General features: G+C 50.2%; 20 protein-coding genes. 13 read left to right on the top strand and 7 right to left on the bottom strand.

Translation table 11 applies throughout. The annotated features are described in order from the left end of the window. Positions 1 to 15 precede the first annotated feature (15 nt). From argR to ltrA, 5 genes are all read left to right on the top strand, one after another. Positions 16 to 465: a transcriptional regulator ArgR gene (gene argR, locus MKY12_RS20070; protein WP_036698370.1), complete on the top strand. Its 450-nt coding sequence runs from the start codon at positions 16 to 18 to the stop codon at positions 463 to 465. A gap of 49 nt (positions 466 to 514) precedes the next feature. Then, entirely contained in the window at positions 515 to 2,242 is a 1,728-nt protein-coding gene (gene recN / locus MKY12_RS20065; protein ID WP_339249513.1) for a DNA repair protein RecN, read from the top strand. 138 nt (positions 2,243 to 2,380) lie between these two features. Continuing rightward, positions 2,381 to 3,490, top strand: a complete 1,110-nt coding sequence (gene spoIVB, locus MKY12_RS20060) for a SpoIVB peptidase (RefSeq protein WP_081751394.1) — start codon at positions 2,381 to 2,383, stop codon at positions 3,488 to 3,490. Between the two features lie 197 nt (positions 3,491 to 3,687). Beyond that, on the top strand, positions 3,688 to 4,506 hold the full coding sequence (spo0A, locus tag MKY12_RS20055; RefSeq protein ID WP_036731960.1) for a sporulation transcription factor Spo0A: 819 nt from the start codon (positions 3,688 to 3,690) through the stop codon (positions 4,504 to 4,506). A 770-nt stretch (positions 4,507 to 5,276) separates the two neighbouring features. Next, positions 5,277 to 6,575: a group II intron reverse transcriptase/maturase gene (gene ltrA, locus MKY12_RS20050; RefSeq protein WP_339310476.1), complete on the top strand. Its 1,299-nt coding sequence runs from the start codon at positions 5,277 to 5,279 to the stop codon at positions 6,573 to 6,575. A 1,052-nt stretch (positions 6,576 to 7,627) separates the two neighbouring features. Here the strand turns inward: ltrA and MKY12_RS20045 are convergent. Further along, positions 7,628 to 7,999, bottom strand: a complete 372-nt coding sequence (locus tag MKY12_RS20045) for a hypothetical protein (protein ID WP_036731966.1) — start codon at positions 7,997 to 7,999, stop codon at positions 7,628 to 7,630. A gap of 237 nt (positions 8,000 to 8,236) precedes the next feature. Here MKY12_RS20045 and MKY12_RS20040 point away from each other — a divergent pair, with 237 nt between their 5' ends. Both MKY12_RS20040 and MKY12_RS20035 read left to right on the top strand, forming a co-directional pair. Next, on the top strand, positions 8,237 to 8,896 hold the full coding sequence (locus tag MKY12_RS20040; RefSeq protein ID WP_036731967.1) for a helix-turn-helix transcriptional regulator: 660 nt from the start codon (positions 8,237 to 8,239) through the stop codon (positions 8,894 to 8,896). A 119-nt stretch (positions 8,897 to 9,015) separates the two neighbouring features. Next, positions 9,016 to 9,324, top strand: coding sequence for a hypothetical protein (locus MKY12_RS20035; RefSeq protein WP_036698353.1), 309 nt, complete (start codon positions 9,016 to 9,018; stop codon positions 9,322 to 9,324). Positions 9,325 to 9,423: 99 nt separating this feature from the next. Here the strand turns inward: MKY12_RS20035 and MKY12_RS20030 are convergent, their stop codons facing one another. From MKY12_RS20030 to MKY12_RS20015, 4 genes are all read right to left on the bottom strand, one after another. Beyond that, a complete protein-coding gene (locus MKY12_RS20030; protein ID WP_083685839.1) occupies positions 9,424 to 9,597 on the bottom strand; it encodes a sporulation histidine kinase inhibitor Sda in 174 nt (57 codons plus the stop codon). 244 nt (positions 9,598 to 9,841) lie between these two features. Next, positions 9,842 to 10,171 carry a LytTR family DNA-binding domain-containing protein gene (locus MKY12_RS20025; RefSeq protein ID WP_339249509.1) on the bottom strand — a complete coding sequence of 110 codons (330 nt, stop codon included), beginning with the start codon at positions 10,169 to 10,171 and terminating at the stop codon, positions 9,842 to 9,844. 137 nt (positions 10,172 to 10,308) lie between these two features. Next, positions 10,309 to 10,836, bottom strand: a complete 528-nt coding sequence (locus tag MKY12_RS20020) for an accessory gene regulator B family protein (RefSeq protein WP_339249507.1) — start codon at positions 10,834 to 10,836, stop codon at positions 10,309 to 10,311. After that, on the bottom strand, positions 10,833 to 11,489 hold the full coding sequence (locus tag MKY12_RS20015) for a hypothetical protein (RefSeq protein ID WP_339249505.1): 657 nt from the start codon (positions 11,487 to 11,489) through the stop codon (positions 10,833 to 10,835). Before MKY12_RS20015 ends, MKY12_RS20020 begins: the two co-directional genes overlap by 4 nt. A gap of 137 nt (positions 11,490 to 11,626) precedes the next feature. Here MKY12_RS20015 and MKY12_RS20010 point away from each other — a divergent pair, with 137 nt between their 5' ends. Together MKY12_RS20010 and MKY12_RS20005 are read left to right on the top strand one after the other, a co-directional pair. Further along, positions 11,627 to 12,145, top strand: a complete 519-nt coding sequence (locus tag MKY12_RS20010) for a DinB family protein (protein WP_339249503.1) — start codon at positions 11,627 to 11,629, stop codon at positions 12,143 to 12,145. A 15-nt stretch (positions 12,146 to 12,160) separates the two neighbouring features. Beyond that, positions 12,161 to 12,415, top strand: coding sequence for a hypothetical protein (locus MKY12_RS20005; RefSeq protein ID WP_339249501.1), 255 nt, complete (start codon positions 12,161 to 12,163; stop codon positions 12,413 to 12,415). A 73-nt stretch (positions 12,416 to 12,488) separates the two neighbouring features. On the opposite strand, the gene MKY12_RS20000 is transcribed toward MKY12_RS20005, so the two are convergent. Further along, complete coding sequence (locus tag MKY12_RS20000; RefSeq protein ID WP_036731981.1) at positions 12,489 to 13,058, bottom strand: thymidine kinase; 570 nt, start codon at positions 13,056 to 13,058, stop codon at positions 12,489 to 12,491. Positions 13,059 to 13,240: 182 nt separating this feature from the next. Here MKY12_RS20000 and MKY12_RS19995 point away from each other — a divergent pair, with 182 nt between their 5' ends. Genes MKY12_RS19995 through MKY12_RS19985 form a run of 3 tightly spaced genes read left to right on the top strand, consistent with a single transcriptional unit; the run spans position 13,241 to position 17,039 of the window. After that, the gene (locus tag MKY12_RS19995; protein WP_339249499.1) at positions 13,241 to 13,450 is read left to right on the top strand and encodes a hypothetical protein; all 210 of its coding nucleotides are present in this window, start codon (positions 13,241 to 13,243) and stop codon (positions 13,448 to 13,450) included. Between the two features lie 18 nt (positions 13,451 to 13,468). Beyond that, complete coding sequence (locus MKY12_RS19990) at positions 13,469 to 15,211, top strand: ABC transporter ATP-binding protein (RefSeq protein WP_339310474.1); 1,743 nt, start codon at positions 13,469 to 13,471, stop codon at positions 15,209 to 15,211. Then, positions 15,192 to 17,039, top strand: coding sequence for an ABC transporter ATP-binding protein (locus MKY12_RS19985; RefSeq protein WP_339249494.1), 1,848 nt, complete (start codon positions 15,192 to 15,194; stop codon positions 17,037 to 17,039). Before MKY12_RS19990 ends, MKY12_RS19985 begins: the two co-directional genes overlap by 20 nt. An 823-nt stretch (positions 17,040 to 17,862) precedes the next feature. Here MKY12_RS19985 and MKY12_RS19980 read toward each other — a convergent pair. Continuing rightward, positions 17,863 to 18,168 (bottom strand): DUF2627 domain-containing protein, encoded by a 306-nt coding sequence (locus MKY12_RS19980; protein WP_036731993.1) that lies wholly within the window; start codon positions 18,166 to 18,168, stop codon positions 17,863 to 17,865. 167 nt (positions 18,169 to 18,335) lie between these two features. Between MKY12_RS19980 and lpdA the strand changes: the two genes are divergently transcribed. Next, positions 18,336 to 19,757, top strand: a complete 1,422-nt coding sequence (gene lpdA / locus MKY12_RS19975) for a dihydrolipoyl dehydrogenase (RefSeq protein WP_209871115.1) — start codon at positions 18,336 to 18,338, stop codon at positions 19,755 to 19,757. Positions 19,758 to 19,779: the final 22 nt, after the last annotated feature.

The following is a 19,779-nucleotide window of genomic DNA, read 5'->3' as shown; positions in this document are numbered from 1 at the left end:
ATACGGGAGGCAACAATGAAGGGACACAGGCATATCAAGATTAGAGAGATTATCTCGCAAAAGGAAATCGAAACCCAGGATGATCTGGTGGAGGCATTGCGTGAATCGGGTTTTCAAGTCACACAGGCTACCGTATCCCGCGATATTAAGGAACTGCTGCTGATCAAGGTTCCGATGGATGACGGGCGTTACAAGTATTCCCTGCCCACTGACCAGCGTTACAACCCGACCCAGAAGCTGAAGCGGGTGCTGGTGGACAATTTTGTACAAATCGACTATTCCGCGAATCTTGTGGTGATGAAATGTCTGCCGGGAACAGCCAATTCCGTGGCTGCGCTGATCGATAATATCGACTGGCCGCAAATTATGGGTACGATCTCAGGAGACGACACCATTCTGATAATCTGCCGCCAGCCGGAGGACAGCAAGGACGTTATTTCACAAATTATGGGCTATATATCGTAGTTCTGCTTACGGGCAGACAGGCAATCATCATGTCGGAGGTGCTGTATTCGTGTTAGAGACATTGTCTATACGCAATCTGGCCGTGGTTGAGGCGGTGGATGTGCATTTTTATCCGGGGTTCCATGTCCTTACAGGGGAGACCGGTGCCGGGAAATCAATTATTATCGACGCGCTCGCACTCATTGCCGGGGGGCGCGGTTCCGCTGACTCCATCCGGTATGGGTGTGAGAAGGCCGAAATGGAAGCGCTTTTCAGCCTGCCGGGAAGTCACCCGGTCTGGGATACGCTGGAGCGGCTGGGCATCGGGGCAGAACGTGAGGAGCATCTGGTGATCCGCCGGGAGATTACCTCCCAGGGCAAGAGTACTTCGCGCGTGAACGGTCAGATGGTCAATCTGAGCATGCTGCGCGAAATCGGGGAGCAGCTGGTCAATATTCATGGACAGCATGAGCATCAGAACCTCTTGAAGGCTGAACGTCACCTGGGTCTGCTGGATACCTATGGGGAGGCGGTAATCGGACCGCTCAAAGCGGATTATCAGGAGAAATATACAGCCTTCGCCAAAGTGGAAAAAGAACTCCGGGAACTTCAGGAATCCAGCCATAAGGCGTATCAGATGCTTGATTTGTACCGTTTTCAGCTGGAGGAAATTTCTGCTGCGGGACTAAAACCGGGAGAAGATGAATTACTTGCCGAAGAACGGGTAAAACTATCCCACAGTGAGAAAATGATGGATTCAGTATCCGGCGCATACGAGCTGCTGTATGACAGGCAAGGGCTGGAGTCCATTGGCAATGTAATCTCCAGGCTTGAAGATGCGGTGCGGTATGACGAGAAGGGTCTGCGGGCAGTCTTCGAGCAATTGCAGTCGGCTTATTACCAACTGGAGGATGCGGCGTTTCAGCTGCGCGACTACCGTGAAGAGATCGAATTCAATCCGGCACGGCTGGAGGATATTGAGAACCGGCTGGATCTGATCACCGGACTGCAGCGCAAATACGGGGATAGCGTGGAGCAGATTCTGGAGTATTATCAGCAGATTGAGCGGGAGACGGATCTTCTGGAGAATAAGGACGAATATATTGAGAAATTAACGGCCAAACGCGATGGCCTGCTTCATATCTTAATGGAGTCAGCCGAAGCGCTGAGCGGAGCGCGGCGGCAGTGCGCAACTGAGCTTGCTTCACAGGTCGAGGGAGAGCTGAAGGATCTGCAGATGGAGCGGACCTCCCTCCAGGTGAAGATGGAGACGCTCGAAGATCCGCGCGGCATGGAGTATCAGGGACGGCGGTACCGTCTGACCCGGCAGGGGATCGACAGTGCTGAATTCATGATCTCCCCGAATCCCGGCGAGCCGCTGCGTCCGCTGGGCAAGATTGCCTCCGGCGGAGAGCTGTCGCGAATCATGCTGGCGATGAAGAGTATTTTTGCACGGCATGATGCAATTCCTGTCCTTATCTTCGATGAGGTGGATACCGGAGTCAGCGGACGGGCGGCCCAGTCCATCGCGGACAAGCTGTATAAGCTGTCCTCCACCTGCCAGGTGTTCTCCATTACCCACCTGCCGCAGGTGGCCTGTATGGCAGATCATCAATATCTGATTGCCAAAAAAGTTGAAGACGGACGCACGATGACTGAGGTGGACTCGCTCTCGGCCGAAGGCCGCGTAATGGAGCTGGCCCGGATGCTGGGCGGTGTGGAAATTACCGAAAAAACATTGCATCACGCGCAGGAGATGCTGGGTCTGGCTGAGGCCAGCAAGGCAGCTGCAAGCTAAGCGGGACAATGATTGACAGTAATAAAAGCCTGAGGGCAAGGTTATCTTATAGGTACGCAATTGGCGACCACCTTTTTCGTCAAGCGAAAGAAGCAAAAGGGAGTGTGACAGCCATTGAAGCCTAACCTCAGGAAGTTAATGCCCGGCCTTTTATTTGCCTTCTTTCTCAGTTTATCAGGCATAACGGGACCCTCACAGATCCACGCAGCACCGCTTGAACATCAGCCGCTTAGGGCGGTACAGGGAACCGAGAGTGAACTTAAGGTCATCCCCGGAGGTCAGACGATTGGCGTGAAGGTGAAGTCGGCAGGCGTGCTGGTTGTTGGTCATCATCTGATTGAAGTATCGGAGCAGTCCAAGATTTCACCCGGCGAGAACAGCGGCATCCTGCCCGGCGATCTGATGATCTCCATTAACGGGGTGAAGCTGGACGAGGTATCGAAGGTAGCAAGGCTGGTCGAGCAAGCCGGCCGGAGCAATGATTCCTTAAGCATCGTCTACAAACGCGGCGGTAAAGAGCATACAGCTCAGCTGAAGCCAGCGTATGACCGCACAGACAAGGTGTGGCGGCTCGGGCTCTACATCCGAGATTCCGCAGCAGGTGTAGGGACCCTCACTTTCTACGCCCCGAAGCAGGGTGTGTACGGGGCCCTTGGGCATGTCATCACTGACATGAACACAGGTACGCCGATTGTGGTCGGCAGCGGCCATATCGTGCAGTCCAGCGTCACTTCAATCTCCAAGAGCCAGGATGGCGATCCTGGGGAGAAACGGGCCCATTTTCTGAAGGAAAGCCAGGTTCTCGGGAATGTGGAGAGCAACACGGATTTCGGAATATTCGGTAAAATGACCCGTAATCCTGAGCACAGCCTATATCAGGAGCCGATTCCGGTGGCCATGAGCACTGAAGTGAAGGAAGGACCGGCGCAGATTCTTACCGTTGTCGATGGTCAGCAGGTCGAACGCTTCAACGTAGAGATCATCCATGTGGCCCGTCAGCAGACCCCTGCTACTAAGGGTATGGTGCTGCGCATCACCGACCCGCGTCTGCTCGATAAGACCGGAGGGATTGTCCAGGGAATGAGCGGCAGCCCGATTGTCCAGAACGGCCGTCTAATCGGTGCAGTGACCCATGTGTTCGTCAATGATCCCAAGTCAGGGTATGGCTGCTTCATTGAGTGGATGCTCAGGGACTCCGGTGTGGTTCAACAGGATCAGGAGCCTCAATACAATCTTAAGGCGGTTTAGCCTTAAGATTTTTTTGTCGAAGGGCAGCGATTATCCTCGAAACGTGAAACAAAATATTTAATTATAAATCAACACCGAAAAAAAATAAAGAAAAATAATTTTCGACAGAAGGATATTCAAACCTGATGTCGAAAGTTATAGGGAGAGAAGATGATCATTATTTTCTGAATAGCAGATATATAAGGAGGAAGTAGCCAGTGCAGAATATTGAAGTGTTGTTGGCCGATGATAACAGGGAGTTCACGAACTTGCTCGCCGAGTACATTACTGAACAAGAAGATATGACCGTAACAGGCATTGCCTATAATGGGGAAGAGGTACTACAGATGCTCAGCGGAGCACGTAAGATCCCCGATGTCCTTATTCTTGATATCATTATGCCGCATCTGGACGGCCTCGGCGTGCTGGAACGCCTGCGTGATATGGATCTGAACCCGCAGCCCAAGATCATTATGCTGACCGCTTTTGGCCAGGAGAATATTACGCAGAGAGCCGTTCAGCTTGGCGCCTCTTATTATATTCTGAAACCGTTTGACATGGAGGTTCTGGCGAACCGTGTGCGCCAGCTGGTTGGCACGCAGGGCAGTATGAGCACTTCCGGAAGCATGTCCGGCTATTCTTCTTCCAGATCTTCCAGTAATGTGGTTCCGCTGTCCAAGGGCAAGAACCTGGATGCGAATATTACCTCAATCATTCATGAAATCGGCGTCCCTGCGCATATCAAAGGCTATCAGTACCTGCGTGAAGCCATCACCATGGTCTATAACAACATTGAGATCCTTGGTGCCATCACCAAGACGCTGTATCCGGCTATAGCCGAGAAATTCAAGACCACGCCTTCCCGCGTAGAACGCGCCATCCGCCATGCGATTGAAGTCGCCTGGACCCGTGGCAACATCGACAGCATCTCTCACCTGTTCGGCTATACCATTAATATCTCCAAATCCAAGCCAACTAACTCGGAATTTATTGCCATGGTCGCCGACAAGCTGCGCATTGAGCATAAGGTGTCTTGAAAGGGTTAGGAGCTGGATACGTGAAGGGTTAAGTAGTCTAGAGCCTAAAAATACCGGAATAGCATAATAATAAATACCACTTGCTAATGGGAAATTGTATTCCCCAATAGCAAGTGGTATTTTGTTTTACTACACCCAAGTAGTTTGTATGCGAAAAACCGAATACAATTTATACTGCTGCGATGATGTATGGGCCTAATGCTTAACAGCCCGTAACATTGTAGAGAAATCCTGCAAGAAGTGGAGCGACCGAGCCTAGGTTGAGTAACTTAGCAGGTGGAACCCCTGCTTGGAAAGGCGAAAGCCACGCCACCAATAGCGAGTCTTGGAGCGGCAAGGGTAACCCTGCCGTTTAAGCGTAGACAGTTAGGATGCAGGCCTGAAAGTGATGGAGCCTCGAAATGCAGCAAACGGGAAGGTCGACGGGCTCACTTTCCCGGAAGACAACATGACTCCAGCCGAAAAAAAAAAAAAAAAAAAAGGCGAGGATGGAGGAGCTTCCCCGGGGTCGAAGAGCCAGGCATGTATACCCATGGTTACTCAGCAACTCGGGAGACCCTGACGCTCTTCTGCGAGAGAAGTACTATTTAGGAACCTTTGCAGGAGTATGGCAAACAAGCCGTAACACGTAAGAATGTCAAACGGCGTTCAGGGAGTCGGATTGCCGCATAAGACCTGTGAAACCCCTGTAATGGGGGCGGAGGAAAGGCAGGCGACACCCCATCAATCTTGGTAAGGACACATTGGCCACACACAGAGGTGGGAAAAAAATGGAAACGAAATTAACAAGAATAGCAGAAATGGCCAAAGCAGATCCGAAGTTACGGTTCAACTCCATCGGACATCTCATTGACACAGAAGCATTAAAGAGAAGTCACAAAGAGATGAAACCGGGAAAGGCAACCGGAGTCGATGGATCGACCAAAGAGACTTACGAAGCCAACGTGGAAGCGAATGTAACACACCTGGTGGACCGTTTAAAGCGAAGAAGCTACAGACCTCAGCCCGCGAGAAGAGTGTACATCCCAAAGGACGGGAAAAACATGCGGCCCCTAGGAATTCCTGCGTATGAAGACAAACTGGTGCAACATGCGCTGAAAAGAGTACTGGAAGCCATTTATGAACAAGACTTCATGGATTTCTCGTATGGATTTCGCCCGAACCGAAACATGCACAGTGCGCTGAAACATCTAAACCGGGTCATCGAGCAGGGGAAAACCAGCTATGTCGTCGATGCGGACATCTCAGGCTTCTTCAACCATGTAAATCACGAATGGCTGATGAAATTCCTCGAACTGCGAATCGGAGATCCAAACATCCACCGGCTGGTGAGACGGATGCTGAAAGCAGGTATTCAGGAGGAGGGACACTTTGAACCGACGGAGGAAGGAACTCCCCAAGGTTCGGTGGTGTCGCCCCTGCTAGCCAACGTCTACCTGCACTATGTCCTTGACCTATGGTTTACCATGACGGTGAGGAAGCAGTGCGGGGGGCAAGCCGAAATGGTGCGCTTCGCCGATGATTTTGTATGCTGCTTCCAGTACAAAGAAGATGCAGAACGCTTCTATACCGCACTTGTGCTCCGGCTGGAGAAATTCGGGTTAAGCATTGCGGAAGAGAAGACGAAAATCATCGCGTTCGGTCGTTTTGCAGAAGCAGAATCACGGAGGAAGGGCGAAGGGAAACCGAAAACATTCGATTTCCTAGGGTTCACGCACTACTGCGCCAAGAGCCGAAAAGGAACCTTCCGGGTAAAGCGTAAAACGAGTGGGAAGAAATTCAGACAGAAGGTCAGAGCCATGAAGAGCTGGGTCAGGTGGAATCGCCACATGAAGCAGGAGGAGTTTCTAGGCGTCATCCGGTCCAAACTGTCGGGACACTACCGATACTATGGAATCACGGATAACTCGGAGAAAATAAAAACCTATTACATGCAAACGCTCGACTTGATCTATACATGGCTAAACCGCAGAAGTCAGCGCAGGAGTTTCACCTGGGAGAGGTTCTACGAAGTGCTAGACGAATTCAGGCTACCTAAGCCGCGGATCTACGTCAATATCTACGATTAAGGCCAATTGTGAACGATGGGGTGAAGAGCCGTATGCGTAAATTGCGCACGTACGGATCTGTGAGGGGTAGGGGCACAATCCACGAAGGAAAGGCCCCGCCTACTCGACCAGCAATGTTGCCCAATAGAATCGACCGATGCTGAAATCCTGCATGAAATGCAACAAAGCCAGCGCTAACTTGCTCTAAACAACGGAATTACTGCAAATAATGCAACAATGCACCGTGGCCAGTAATATTTTTAAGTGTAATCCTGCAAAATGTGCAACAATCAGGCTCCATACAAGCCGTCGGTGAGAAAAAACTCTCAGAATTGGAGACAGATAGGCGGGAGCACCCGTCATGAAAGGAAGGTACCCACATCCTTCACCCGTTAGAGTGTTGTTCTTGTATGTTCTTTTCGTTTAGGATGAGCCCGAGACAGTCCCCATTGATTAACAGCCGCGTCTGGGTCATGACTTGCGTGTGGGTCTGAAAACACCAGTTACAAGCGCATACATACATTGCAACGAAGGCAATAAAGATACTTAGCCATTCATTAGACTGTACGACAAATAGGTAGTAAATCAAGTCACTCCTTCATGGAGTGGCTTTTTTTAGTTTATAATGAAGGGATAAGCAAAGGAGGTGGGAGAAATCATAGCGCAGATTCTTTTAGGGATCTGGATGCTCACACAAGCGGCTTGTCACTTTTCTGGACTCGATGTGTTCCTTCGGCAATCCGTTTGGGATAGTTTGAGTAAGGAGGAGCGGGCCTCTTTTCAAAGAGGGATGGTCCTGCCCTATCTCATATTAGGGATGACTTTTATTGGAATGGGGATTGTTGAGCGTAAGTCGGTCCTGTCTATGCCGCTTTTCCTGGGACTCTATATTATATTGTGTGCGGCGTCCTTGGCCGGGGTATTAAGGAATAACAAAAAGCACCTGGGTCATTACATGTGGTGAATCTATAGCAGCTAGTTACCGGATTGGCTGCTACTGTTCTGTAAAAGAAACCGACCAAGCCATTGCTTGGTCGGTTTTGTTATAAATATAAGCTTATATTTCATATACCTTAATTAACGGACTGGTTGCCCAGACTGCTCAGGTAAGCATCGGCTTCTTGATATGTAGGATAATGCACGGCGAATTTGCCGAACAGTCTTTTCATTTGCATTTTCCAGACCGGGGAGTCTGCAACGTATACCCAGCCGCCTACTCCTGCTTCTACCGCGCGGTCACCGGTGGGAGCGAGCATTGCGGCTACTTCAGGAGAGAGCACGGTTGGGGAACCTGTCACATCAGTTACTCCGGTAAAGCCTGGCTTCAGCTGCTTCAGAGCGTTTTCAAAATCTGCTATGTAGGCGGGTACGTCACTCTCAGTGAGGCCGTAGGCTCTAACGATCACCTGGTTTTTTGCAAGATTGACTTCCATTGTGTAAGACATGAACATTCCTCCAGTTGTGGTATTAAGTTTACATTAGGTTATATCGGATAAGATTGGGGTCTATTTGAGAGAATAAGGAAAACGGATTAGAATGGTTCTCATTTATGGGAATTAACCCCATATATTAAGGGGATATGGAGGGTTTTACGCTTCTCGCCTAAAGAATTTACACAAACAATTGTTATTATGAAACACAAATTGTTGTCTTGTGTTATGATATAGGTAGAGGTGGCTCTTATGAACGATTTCGATAATTACCCCGATGAGCTGGGGAATTTCATCCGGCACTTCAGGAAGGCCCGTGGGTTAACCCTCAGGGGGCTGGAAGAGAAGAGCGGCATCAGTTATTCACAGCTCAGCAAGATTGAACGGGGAGAGAGTATCCCGCTTAAGGATAACCTGGATAAGATCATTGAAGCACTCGGAGGGGATCTCAAGAACCGGATGTATCATTTGGCCGACTACATGCCTGATATTGAGTACATCAAGACGCTGAAGCAGGGCTACAAGCTGCCTAAGCATAATCAGTCCCAGGACTACATTTACGAGACGGCGTTCAACAAGCTGAAGGAATTCCGGGCGAAGGAAGACAAAGAAACGTCATATGTTTCCTTTGATTCTGACGAGGTCATCGTTTATGAGACGGAATATGGGGCAGGAATGGTTATAGAGAAGATCGAGAAGTACAACCTGACCGATGTGCTTAACGATATATTCGAGGGAAGTCTGGACAGTCTCCGCAGGCAGCCGCGCCAAGGGCGTCAGGCATACTTATTCGGAGAATGGCTGCGTGAAGGTATCTTCGAGCTGAAGGAAGAGGAACAGGACCAGGTCATTCAGGCCTTGAAGGAATTCACCCAGTTCAAAGTACAACAGATCAAGGGCGTGTACAAGTAAAGAAGGGCCCGGCTTAGCGTGCTTGCAAAATGAATAATGTTGCCCTTTCTTGCAGCCATCTATTCATCTTGATCCATAAACAAACTACAAATGGTTAGACAGAAAAGGGGATAAGAATCATGAGAATCAATATGAAGTTCACCAGCAAAGGGAAAGCGGCCATCGAGAATTTCAACAACGAAGAGCTGTTGGAGATTTTTGCAAGATACATCAAGACACTGACCAAAAAATACGATATTGAAGTAGATGTGCCGCTTGAAGTGAATCAGAATATCGTTGCCGATGGAACTGTCATTGCTATGGCCCAGAACGTCAAATGTGATGCCGAGACCTTCTTCAAGGAGCTGGGACGCGATATCAAGGTTCCCCTCAAGAAGCGGCTAGGCGGAAAACTGGAGAATGTGTTCAAGACCGAAATCATCGAGTAAGCGTAAGCTTGCTGCTCACCAAAACCATCCCCGCACATTGTGGAGGATGGTTTTTTGGCATCTGTGGAGGTATATCCTATGGGTGGAGAGCTTCGCATTCTAATGATGTTGGGTACCTGAAAGATTCCGCGTGGTAAGAACATTCCTGATAATTTGGATAAAATCCGGTGAAGCCTTGGCTTCCAGCGCCAATTCGTAGATGTTCATTAATTGTTCGTCAGACAATAGCTCAAGTGATGAGGGGCGCGGAGAAGGATGAAAGTAAGTATCCATTGTATTCCTCCATCATGGTTGAGAGTAGTGGAAAAGATAATTAAGATATTAATGAAATGCTTCTATGTAAATGGTACCATCTGGAATATAATCCGTCTGCTGTCATTCGCCCTCTGAATTTTACTTTACATAAGTTGGATAATATGTGATAATAGTTGATTTTGTTTCTCTTAGCCTGTCATGACTACAAAAAAGCAGCGAACCTATAAAAAGGATCGCTGCTCTCTTTACATTCTACGGTGAATTAATCATCGAATTCGCGATTAGTCAAGTATTTCTTAATTCTGGATTCGTTGGACTCCGATACATGGGCAAACTGTTTTCCTTGATTAAACAGAACGATCTTACGCTCCGAATCATAAGCTTCAATGTTGCTTAGACTCACTACATTACTGCGATCTAGCCGTTCGAACCCTTCATCCCTATAAGCTGATAAGAGATCGGAAAGAGTGGTGGGGAAAACAAATTCGCCTTCTTTCGTATGGACGAATATTGTATTTTTATAATTAGAGAAATACAATATATCTTCTTCCAGGATATCGCGGGAAGAACCGTCATTTAGTAGAACACGCATGTATTCCCCATCCTTGTATGATTACTTACGCAGTTCTTGAGGAGCTTCAGGGCTGTGCAGACTAATCTTCATAACGGAAACAAAAAAGCGTGCGGAAGATTCTAACGCTTTTGAAACGTATTTAGCTGTCATGGCTTTCATAATTTCAACCTCCTTTTCCAGGGTAATACGGTTAATGATTGAACAAAAAAAGCCAGTCCTAAAACCGATGAGCCAATAAAAAAATTACATGCTACTAGAAAAATAGAGATAACTTTTAAATGAGGAAACCAATGATATGGAATTCGGGCATTTTTATCTGGATTAGGGGCAAAAAAGCACATTATAATAAAGCTAATCATGTTGAGAGCCATCAGAAGAAAAGAGCCCGTTAAAATAAAAAAGTAAGGGGTAAGCACACAAAGCAGGGTGGTCACTATATTGCATGCAGTAGCTGTTCTTAAATGAAATCCGCCAGAAAAAATTCTTAGTACGGAGAAGCTTGCGAAAAACAATAGCGTAGCTGCTGTATTGTTCAGCAACCAGCCGAAAAATAAAGAACAGGTAATAATAAGAAAAGTATTTAGAATAATATTGAGAGAGTATTGCAAGACCTCGATAGAACCTGTTTCTTCTGGATTTGCGTTCTTAATAGCCGTCGAAATTTTAAAAGCAAGAGTATTCAATATATTCCACCACGATTTTTTTGACTTGATAAATAGAGATATCCAAATAATAGAAAACCATAAAATAAAGGTATAACAAAGAAAAAGTGAGGTAAATATTCAATAAGGTAAAGCATCAGTATTACTACAAGAACAGAAGGGATACACAAAGCAAATAATATTTTATCACTTTTGCTAATTGTAACTCTTCCCTCAGGTTTATCAGGGATGAAATCAAAGCCTTTTCTTTTTACGCCTATATTGTAAGCAACAATGAATGCTCCTGCAGAAGTTAAAATCTGCAAAATATATATCCCTATAGATATGGAAGGGAATTTCAGTTCATATATACCGGTACTATTTATAAATAAATATAGAACTGATTGAATTAACATATACGCTTGATAAGCAACGCCTGTTACAATAACAGCAAAAAATATATGAATCCTGAACAAAAGCCAAATAAATAGGAAAGTTAAAGTATACTGGAGAAAAACGTCTATTTTAGAGAGCCCATAATTATTACGAAGGGTGTAAGAAATGAATGCCATAATTAAGCCTGCAAACACAATTTCTTTTGGATAAATGTCGAGTTTGAAAATTTTAAATGCCAGATAGAATAAGGCAGAACTCTCTAAAACTGAAAATACCATATAAAGCACAAAATCCAGCATGCTTACACTCCCGGGAAATAGATTAACAAATCTGTAATCCTGGTGATATTATACATAATAGGCTAAGATACAACAACAGGTTTTGACACAATCCGGCAAATATTTCTTAAAAATTGGTTTGGAGAGGGGTTTTTACCATGAATCAGCGTCCTGCGCAAGGAGAGTATACCGAATTTCAGTCCAGATATATTACACTGGTGCCGCCTGAAGGAGAACTGAGCGTTATTCTAAGAGAGCAGACTCAGGAGCTACTGGCTCTGCTCGGCGGGCTGACAGAGGAACAAGGGGCCTACCGCTATGCCCCCGGGAAGTGGAGTATCAAGGAAATGCTAGGGCATCTGACGGATAATGACCGCATTATGTCTTACCGCTTGCTTTGTTTTGCGAGGGGAGAACAGGCGCCGCTGCCGGGCTATGAGGAGAATGATTATGCGGCTGCCGGGGCGTTCGACCGCTTCACGCTGCAAGAGATGATTGCGCACTACCGGATCGTCCGCGAGTCCACCTTGGCGCTGGTAGACAGTCTGGTGGATAATGATTATACCCGTACAGGCAGCTCCAATGGTATTGCGATGTCGGTTAGAGCGCAGATTGCTCTGATCATTGGACATGAGCGGCATCATCTGCGGGTTCTTCATGAACGTTATCTGAACTAAAGGGAGGAGACGCATGTGGGCTTACTTAGAGGCATCTGGCATTTCTTCGTCCCGAGGGAGCGCACACTAGTGTATACCACTTTCGATCAGGGACAATATTTCCGGGTCAAAACCCGCCTTGCAGCAGCAGGCATCCCGCACCGTTCCCGGATTAATGGCGGGATGAGAGAGACCACAAGGCGTGCTAACTTCGGCGGGAAGGCTACGATCCAGCATGATCTGTTCGTCCGCAAGGAGGATGAGCACAGGGCGCTTCAAGCGGTTCAATAGACTGGCACACAAAAAAACGCATTCTGGCCTGTTGAGGGCTGGAGTGCGTTTTAATGTTCTGTTTTAGGGTATTTTACAATGGAGGATTCTTGTGGCATTTCCGGCAGACCGGGTAATAGGCTTCATTGCCGCCGATCTGGATCTGTTTGCCGCTGTATACCGGCTTGCCGTTCTCGACCCGCAGCGCCATAGTGGCTTTCCGTGCACAGAACCAGCAGATGGTCTTCATTTCTTCAATCTTGTCAGCGTAGATCAGCATATATTTGCTGCCTTCGAACAGATTGTTTTGGAAATCATTTTTGAGGCCGAAAGCCATCACCGGAATGTCCAGCTCATCCACAATACGCACCAGCTGCAGGATGCAGTCCTTGCTCAGGAACTGGCACTCGTCGATCAGTACACAGTGCGGCTTCGGCAGACTGCTGCTGACAATGCTGTAGATATCGGTCTGCTCGTCGATAGGAATGGCCTGCTTGCGCAGTCCGATCCGGGAGGAGATGTATCCCACTTCATCCCGGTTATCAATGGAAGGTGTGAAGAGGAGCACCGACTTGCCCTGCTCTTCATAATTATGTGCAACCTTGAGAATCTCAATGGATTTGCCGCTGTTCATAGCTCCATACCTGAAAAATAATTGTGCCACGTCCATCTATCCTTTCACTGTTGAGCTAATCTGCAACACGACCCAAAAATCGACCTTTCTAGAGTATCATACTCGGGGCCGGAGTAGCCAGTGCAAACATTGCTTCCGCCCGGGATGTGCTATAATGAACGCAATTGTGTCTTCAGCAGGAGAATATAGTGAACAGAAGGGAAGTTAGTCAGGTGACAGAGAAATTGGAGCAATATAAGGAACGGATCAATGTGCTGCGGGAGAAGGGGGAGCTGATCCCAGGTGCAGAGGATTTACTGGAAGACATGCTGGCCGAGCTCACCGAGCTGAACCGCAGCAACAAGGCACTGCGCCGGGTCATTTTGAAGTCGGGACAAGGCTCTGCCATGTCTACCCGCCTGCGGGATGCGCTCTACGAATAAGCAAATGGGGTATCTTCGATGAAGCTAATGTTGACTTTTCTTAAAAAATACCGGGTCGCCGCCATTGCCGCGCTGGTCATGATGCTGATTGAGCTGGCCGTGGAGCTGTCGCAGCCGCTGCTGATCTCCAAAATCATTGATGACGGTATCCGGCAACAGGACACGGCTGTCGTCTGGCTGTGGGGCGGGGTGCTGGTAGGGAGTGCCGCTGTGGCGTTTCTGGCGGGAATACTCAGCTCCTTTTTTGCGTCGCATGTCAGTCAGGGGTTTGCATTCGACCTGCGTGACAAGCTGTATGAAAAGGTACAGTCGTTCTCTTACGATATTTTTAGCCGCTTCCCTACCTCATCTCTGATCACCCGCCTTACCGGGGATGTAACACAAATTCAGGATACGATATTCATGGGGCTACGGTTCATGACCCGTATTCCGCTGGTTGTGATCGGAAGCGTGATTATGGCGCTTGTGGTACATATCAAGCTGGGGCTGCTGCTGACCGTGACGCTGCCGTTTTTGGTGATTTTCATGATCTGGCTGATGCGCAGAGCGTCCGAGCTGTTCCGCAATGTGCAGAGCCGGCTCGACGGCGTGAATGGTGTTATTCAGGAGAATTTGACCGGAATCCGGCTGATCCGTGTATTTGTGCGGATGGGCCATGAGATTGGACGGTTCGCAACATTCAGCGGAGAGCTGATGAGATCGACTATTGCTGCGCTGCGGCTTACCGAGACCTCGACCCCGTTCATTATGATCATCGTCAACGCCGGTATTCTGGCCGTGTTATGGTTTGGGCGGATAGAGATCTCTACAGGGGATGCGACGCTGGGACAGACGGTTGCTGTTATTAACTACTCGCTGCGGACGATGGGAGCGCTGTCAGCGCTATCCTGGATTATGGTCAGCTTCTCCCGCGCACGGGCGTCTTCGGGACGGGTCACTGAAGTGATGGCGGCAAGCGATGGCCCGGGCGAGCTGGGTATGACTTCTGGAGAAGGTCTTGCGTCAGCTGTTCAAGGCAAGGTTGAATTCCAGCGGGTCAGCTTCAGCTATCCCGGCAGTGATATTAAGGTGCTTGACGATATCTCCTTCACGGTGCAGCCGGGGGAACGCGTGGCGATTATGGGCGCGACCGGCTCAGGCAAATCCTCTCTGGTAACGCTGATTCCCAGGCTGTATGAATGCGGCAGCGGGAGCATCCTGGTGGACGGACAGAAGCATACATTGATGGATATGCAGACCTTACGGGGCTCGATTGGCTATGTACCTCAGGAGGTACTGCTATTCACCGGCTCGATCCGGGAGAATATAGCCTGGGGAAATGCAGCGGCGAGTCAGGCAGAGATTGAGCAGGCAGCAGCGGCAGCGCAGATTCATGACACAGTTGCCGGGCTGCCGCAGGGCTACGATACTGCCCTTGGGCAACGCGGAGTTAATCTGTCGGGCGGGCAGAAGCAGCGTCTGAGCATTGCACGGGCGCTGGTGCGCAAACCGGCAATCCTAATTCTGGATGACAGCACCAGTGCGCTTGATGCGGTGACGGAGGGGCTTTTGCTGGCAGAGCTGAAGAAATTGTCCTGCACGACCTTCCTGATCACACAGAAAATTAGCTCCACTGCCTCGGCGGATCTAATTCTGCTGCTGGACGAAGGCCGGCTCATTGCGCAGGGGACCCATTCCGAACTAATGGATGAGTCCGTGCTGTACCGCAAAATCTATCAATCGCAGACAGGGGAGGGGCAGCATGTTCAAAGCACTCATTGAGCCGTTCCGCTATCCGAAGCTGGAAGTAGGCCACGGCGAAGCCAAGGTCTTCGGGGCGATGGGCAGCCGGAAGCCGAAGGCGAAGGCCAAGAACTGGTCAGGCACATTAGGACGCATATGGACTTATCTCGCTGAACGCCGGACAAAGCTGATACTGGTGCTGTTCATGGTTCTGCTAAGCTCAGCCTTGTCGCTCCTTGGACCCTACCTGATCAGCCGGGCAGTGGACGACTACCTGGGCGGGGAGGGCGGCAGAACGTGGGGCCTCTTCCTGCTGGTGCTGGCGCTAGTCTACCTGCTGAATTCCCTGGTCTCCTGGCTGCAAAATGTCTGGATGATCGAGGTGGCCCAGGAGACGGTCTACCGGATGCGGACGGATCTGTTCTCGCACCTGCACCGCCTGCCGATCTCCTTCTTCAACCGCAGGCAGCAGGGAGAGATTATGAGCCGTCTGACCAATGATATCGAGAATATCAGCTCGACGCTGAACAGCTCGGCGATTCAGATTTTTTCCAGTATTCTGACGCTGGTGGGAACGGTTGGCGTAATGCTATGGCTCAGCCCGCTCTTGACGCTACTAACCTTCATTGTGGTGCCGCTGATGATGCTGGGGATGCGCTGGATTACCCGGCGGACCGGCCCGCTGTTCAAGGAGCGGCAGCGGAATATGGGTGAGCTGAACGGATTCATTGAAGAGACCTTGTCTGGACAGCGGATTATCAAAGCCTTCTCGCAGGAGGAGCGGGTAATTACCGGCTTCAGGGAGCGCAATACACGGATTATGCTGTCGGGGTATTGGGCGCAATCGATTTCGGGCTTCATTCCTAAGCTGATGAATGGTCTGAACAATCTGAGCTTTGCCATCGTGGCCGGAGTCGGGGGGCTGCTTGCAATCCGCGGGCTGGTGACGGTGGGGATTATTATCGCTTTTGCCGAATATGCCCGCCAGTTCACCCGGCCGCTGAATGATCTGGCGAACCAATGGAACACGCTGCTGTCGGCGATCGCCGGTGCGGAGCGCGTCTTCGAGGTGTTGGATGAAGAGACCGAAGCCCGGGATGAGGGCGCGGCGGTGAAGCTTGCGCATGTTGAGGGCGCTGTGAAGTTCTCGGAGGTCTCCTTCTCCTATGATGGGGGGGCAGATACGCTGCAGGATATTTCATTTGAAGCGAAGCCCGGTGAGATGATTGCGCTGGTCGGACCTACCGGTGCTGGCAAAACGACGCTAATCGGCCTGCTGTCCCGCTTCTACGATCCGAGTCGGGGCAGCATTACGCTGGACGGGCGGGAGCTGTCAACGGTCACCCGTGAGAGTCTGCGCAGCCATATGGCCTTCGTCCTCCAGGACTCCTTCCTGTTCAAAGGTACGATCCGCGATAATATCCGCTACGGCCGGCTGGATGCAACCGATGAAGAGGTGGAGGAGGCTGCGAAGCTGGCCAATGCCCATGCCTTCATCATGAGACTTCAAGACGGCTACGACCGGATGCTGTCTGTGGACGGCAGCGGTATCAGCCAGGGACAGAAGCAGCTCTTGGCTATTGCCCGGGCAATTTTGGCGAATCCGTCTATGCTGGTGCTGGATGAGGCGACGAGCAGCATCGATACGGTGACCGAGATCAAGATTCAGGAAGGGCTCCAGGCGCTGATGCGCGGCCGGACCAGCTTCGTGATCGCCCACCGGCTGGGCACGATCCGCGCAGCCGACCGCATTCTGGTGCTTGAGGGCGGACGCCTGCTTCAGCAGGGTTCGCATGAGGAGCTGCTCCGGCAGGGCGGCCTCTATAGTCAGCTGGTGCGGGGAAGTAAGGACGCGGCCGGGGAGTAAGGATGAGGGATGGTTAAGGCATGAGTGAGGCATGGGGTGAAGCAAGGAAGTGTAGCTAATGCTGACATTGATGCTGATGCTAATGCTCACGCTAATGCTAATACTAATACTAATGCTAATGCTAATGCTAATGCGAATGCTCACACTTGCGTTGAAGGCTGTACGTAGAGGCTACGGCGGTGGAATTGGTAAGGTAACTGTATTTTGTGCAGTAGAAATCTGAGTTTTGAGTGGAAAATGGTATTCTACTGTATTTGATACATTAGATTTTGCTGATTTGAGCAGAAAAGTGGGGGTTGTTCGAATTCTACTGTACGAAGTGCAAAAGCTTTTGAATTCTGCTGGAGATTACCCTTTTCTGTTGTACATTGTGCAATTGCGCTGTTGGTAAGCTCTAATATCGTACCACATACCTGTGAACCGTATCTCTTATCTCGCGGATAGTTGTATTTCGTGCAGCTATAATGCTGCGGATTAACGAATAAGCTGGCATAGATGTATTCCGTACAACTAAGATCAGGCACATTAGTCTTTAAACGCAATGTAGAGATTTATAAGTGTACGAAGTGCAGCTAAACCTCACAATGGGCCTGATCCGAGCATTTTAGTTGTACAAACTGCACTTAGCACTTGAGTAACAGGCACGTAGTGCTTGAGCGATAGACTCGTAGCGCACTCTCACAGAGTACAGCGTGCGGTTCACGCGGCGTCTGGTGTGGATGGGGAGTCCTCCAGTTAAAAGTTCGATAGCTACCAACAAGGGGATGCCTCAGCAGCCGGTTCGTTCATGGCTTGAGGCATCCCCTGTTTCAATGGAATATAATTAGGAGCGGGCTTCGGAGGACGGGGGCTGCTGTGCTTGCTGCTTCTCCCGGAAGCGGGGGCCAACGTAGTTCTTTTTGCGGTCACGGGCCAGAATCCAGCCGCCGAGGAAGGTCATTCCCGCCAGGAATAAAAGCAGGCCGCCGCCGAAATGCAGCCACGCAAATTTGGGAATAGCAGTCTCATCGCCATGCATGGCGAAATAGTTGAACAGATCATCTTTCATCATCAGGAAGCCCGTCATCGCCAGGAGGCCGGGGATCACCAGAATAAGGATGGCAATGAAGCGTGAAATCAGCAGTTTCATCACAGTCGCTCCTCTTCGCAGCCATTTGAATTCACCCATATGATAACGCTTTAACCTGCAAAAGTCCATGAATACATGACGTTTGTATGTTTTGTATTACTCCCGAAAGAGAGTACAATATAATAGATTGAACTGAATTCAAGAGGAATGACTGGAGGATACATATCATGACAATGACCTGTGATGTGGCGATACTTGGGGGAGGCACCGGCGGTTATGTGGCAGCGATCCGCGCTGCGCAGCTGGGCAAATCCGTTGTCGTTATTGAAATGGACAAGCTGGGCGGAACCTGCCTGCACCGCGGCTGTATTCCCAGCAAATCACTGCTGCGCAGTGCAGAGGTATTGGCTGAAATCAACGAGAGCGAAAGCTACGGTATAGAGACTACGGGCACCAAGCTGGTGTTCCCCAAAGTGCAGCAGCGCAAGGAAGCGGTAGTAGAGCAGCTACATCAGGGGGTGCAGTATCTGATGCGCAAGCACAAGATTCAGGTGCTGAAGGGCAAAGGCCGGATCATCGGGCCTTCGATCTTCTCCCCGCGAAGCGGCGCTGTAGCTGTAGAACTGGAGAATGGCGAGATGGAGACCGTGGTCTCTACGAATCTCATCATCGCTACCGGCTCGCGTCCGCGCATTCTGCCTGGCCTGGTGCCTGACGGCAAGGTGATTCTGAGCAGTGAAGAGGCGCTTACGCTTGAGGAGCTACCGGCCTCGATTATTATTGTGGGCGGCGGGGTAATCGGAGTGGAGTGGGCATCCATGCTGGCTGATTTCGGAGTGCAGGTGACTGTCGTCGAGGCAGCCGGGCAGCTGTTGCCGCAGGAGGATGAAGAGGTGGCCCGCGAGCTGCTGCGTCTGCTGAAGAAACGCGGAGTCCGGGTGCTCACCGGAACAACGGTGGATGCCGAGACCTGCACAGTGTCGGAGACAGGGATTACGATTGAAGCCCGCAAGGGGGAGCAGAGCCAGAGTCTATCGGCTGATAAGCTGCTCGTATCCGTGGGACGCGTGGCGAACATCGAGAATCTCGGACTGGAAAACACAGATATCCGCTTCGATACAGGTGTCATTGCGGTAAATGCCAATATGCAGACGGGTGAGCCGCATATCTATGCGATTGGCGATTGTATCGGCGGACTGCAGCTGGCTCACGCCGCCAGCCATGAAGGCATCCGTGCGGTCAACCATCTGGCGGGCGAAGCGCTCCATCCTTATGAGACTCATCTGGTTCCCCGCTGTGTCTATACACGGCCGGAAGTGGCAAGTGTCGGTTACACAGAGAAGGAAGCGAAGGAGCTAGGCCGTGAGACGGTGACCGGCAAATTCCCGTTCTCCGCCATCGGCAAAGCCATTGTCTACGGCATGAAGGACGGCTTCGTGAAGGTGGTGGCTGACGCGAAGAACGGGGATATCCTCGGCGTGCAGATGATCGGCCCACATGTGACCGATCTGATCGGCGAAGCGGCGCTGGCCCAGATCCTGGATGCTACACCTTGGGAGGTCGGGGAGGCTGTACATGCTCATCCGACACTGTCGGAGGTGCTGGGCGAGGCGATGCTGGCGGTGGATGGAAGAGCAATCGGATTCTAGCGTGCGATAGAGAGCTTAACAA

Origin of the sequence: Paenibacillus sp. FSL M7-0896 (genome assembly GCF_037975415.1) — a bacterium.
GTDB lineage: Bacteria > Bacillota > Bacilli > Paenibacillales > Paenibacillaceae > Paenibacillus_AQ > Paenibacillus_AQ silagei.
The sequence above is the reverse complement of the archived record's forward strand: the minus strand, read 5'-3'. Positions and strand labels throughout refer to the sequence as shown.

Bases quoted from the DNA above. Each gene is read 5' to 3' on its own strand.
- argR (WP_036698370.1), top strand. From the start codon at position 16: ATGAAGGGACACAGGCATATCAAGATTAGAGAGATTATCTCGCAAAAG.
- spoIVB (WP_081751394.1), top strand. From the start codon at position 2,381: ATGCCCGGCCTTTTATTTGCCTTCTTTCTCAGTTTATCAGGCATAACG.
- ltrA (WP_339310476.1), top strand. From the start codon at position 5,277: ATGGAAACGAAATTAACAAGAATAGCAGAAATGGCCAAAGCAGATCCG.
- MKY12_RS20045 (WP_036731966.1), bottom strand. From the start codon at position 7,999: ATGTCTTACACAATGGAAGTCAATCTTGCAAAAAACCAGGTGATCGTT.
- MKY12_RS20040 (WP_036731967.1), top strand. From the start codon at position 8,237: ATGAACGATTTCGATAATTACCCCGATGAGCTGGGGAATTTCATCCGG.
- MKY12_RS20035 (WP_036698353.1), top strand. From the start codon at position 9,016: ATGAGAATCAATATGAAGTTCACCAGCAAAGGGAAAGCGGCCATCGAG.
- MKY12_RS20030 (WP_083685839.1), bottom strand. From the start codon at position 9,597: ATGGATACTTACTTTCATCCTTCTCCGCGCCCCTCATCACTTGAGCTA.
- MKY12_RS20025 (WP_339249509.1), bottom strand. From the start codon at position 10,171: ATGCGTGTTCTACTAAATGACGGTTCTTCCCGCGATATCCTGGAAGAA.
- MKY12_RS20015 (WP_339249505.1), bottom strand. From the start codon at position 11,489: ATGCTGGATTTTGTGCTTTATATGGTATTTTCAGTTTTAGAGAGTTCT.
- MKY12_RS20010 (WP_339249503.1), top strand. From the start codon at position 11,627: ATGAATCAGCGTCCTGCGCAAGGAGAGTATACCGAATTTCAGTCCAGA.
- MKY12_RS19990 (WP_339310474.1), top strand. From the start codon at position 13,469: ATGAAGCTAATGTTGACTTTTCTTAAAAAATACCGGGTCGCCGCCATT.
- MKY12_RS19985 (WP_339249494.1), top strand. From the start codon at position 15,192: ATGTTCAAAGCACTCATTGAGCCGTTCCGCTATCCGAAGCTGGAAGTA.
- MKY12_RS19980 (WP_036731993.1), bottom strand. From the start codon at position 18,168: ATGAAACTGCTGATTTCACGCTTCATTGCCATCCTTATTCTGGTGATC.
- lpdA (WP_209871115.1), top strand. From the start codon at position 18,336: ATGACAATGACCTGTGATGTGGCGATACTTGGGGGAGGCACCGGCGGT.